A 1676-nucleotide genomic window follows, 5' to 3' on the forward strand; every position below is an offset into this window, starting at 1 on the left:
CCCCCTCAGTACATTAAGGGCTACCTGATGGCGGTAGATGGATCAGCGAGATAAGAATTGCAGTGGGATTAGAAATAAATAAAGGGGCTAAGAGCCCCTCTATTTATTTAAGTACTTGGCGGAGACGAGATCTAAATCTAGACCCTCCTGGCAAATCCACAAATACCCATCAATCCCTTTATTTATATAGGCTTAAGAGCAACCCTACTCCTATCTAGCCCATCCCGATTCACTACAATCTTGGTTTAACTGGTGGGTAGGATGGTGGGTAGATTGAGCTCCAATTCTGAAGAGAAAGGACCTGGCAATAGCCGAAAAAGTAACTTCACTGCTCGTGGAATTATCTCACTTGCAATGCCTGGTTACCATGCTGATCCGGATAATAAAGGCCTCTATCTCCAGATAACCAAGTTCAAAGGCTCAATCACTAAAAGCTGGATTTTTCGCTTCTCAAGCCCTGTAACACTGAAAAGACGGGAAATGGGCATAGGCTCACTGGAATCATTGTCGCTAGCTAATGCTCGGTTAAAGGCCTTGGATTTACGGCGTTCAATCCTGGATGGAATCGACCCTCTCGAACAGAGAATAGCTAAGCGCACTAAAGCAATCGAAGCGAGTAATAATTCAATTACCTTTGCGGATGCAGCTGACAGATGCATCAAAACCAAACAAGCTGAATGGTCAAACTCAAAACATAAAGACCAATGGGTAAGCACAATTAAGGCTTATGCCCTTCCAATTATTGGGAAACTGAAGGTCGATCAGATAACTACTACTCACATAGTTAAATTACTCGAGCAGGAGATTAAGAAGAAAAGTGGTGAGGTAGAAGGAACTTTCTGGAAGGTCAGAACTGAGACTGCAACAAGGGTTCGTCAGCGTATTGAGGTAATTCTTGATTGGTGCAAGGCTCATAGATACATTAGCGGAGATAATCCAGCACGCTATCAAGGAGCTCTATGCCATCTACTGCCTAAGGCCAACAAGATCAAGAAAGTAGTCCACCACCCCGCCCTACCGTTTCAAAGAATTGGTGAATTCATAAGCGATTTACGAACTCATACCGGCTACTCCGCTTATGCGCTCGAATTACTGATTCTTACTGCTACGCGCACTAGTGAAGTGATTGAAGCGAAATGGAGTGAATTTGATTTGGAAGCTAGGGTTTGGACCATTCCTGCTGAGCGAATGAAAGCTGGCAAGGAGCATCGAGTACCGCTCAATACTAGGGCGATGGAAATCATTGAGCAACTGAAGACAATCAGAGTGAACTCCTATTTATTCCCTAGCTCCCTGCATAAGGAGCGCGCTCTATCAAATATGGCTCTACTTGCAATGATGAGAAAAATGCCCAAATATTCAGACTATGTTCCTCATGGCTTTAGATCAACCTTTAGGGATTGGGCGGCTGAGACGACGGAATACTCAAACGAGACTGTCGAGCTAGCTTTAGCCCATACGATTCAAAACAAGGCTGAAGCAGCATATAGAAGACAGGATCAACTAGAGAAGCGGGCTTGCTTGATGGGCGATTGGGGAAATTTTATCGAAAAGCGCTTGAATCATTAGTCCACTATCGACCCAAAGCAGACCATCAATTCAATAATCTGAGTACGCTAACTCTCACCCAAAACTGAGCGACCTGCTTAACGTAAGTCTTTATTTAACTGATCCAC

1 protein-coding gene is annotated in these 1676 nt (G+C 44.2%); it reads left to right on the plus strand.

From position 1 onward, the window contains the following. The first annotated feature begins 273 nt into the window (after positions 1–273). Complete coding sequence (locus tag B7Y67_RS17305; protein ID WP_293599691.1) at positions 274–1569, plus strand: site-specific integrase; 1296 nt, start codon at positions 274–276, stop codon at positions 1567–1569. The last annotated feature ends 107 nt before the right edge of the window (positions 1570–1676 follow it).

It is taken from the genome of Polynucleobacter sp. 35-46-11 (assembly GCF_002281105.1).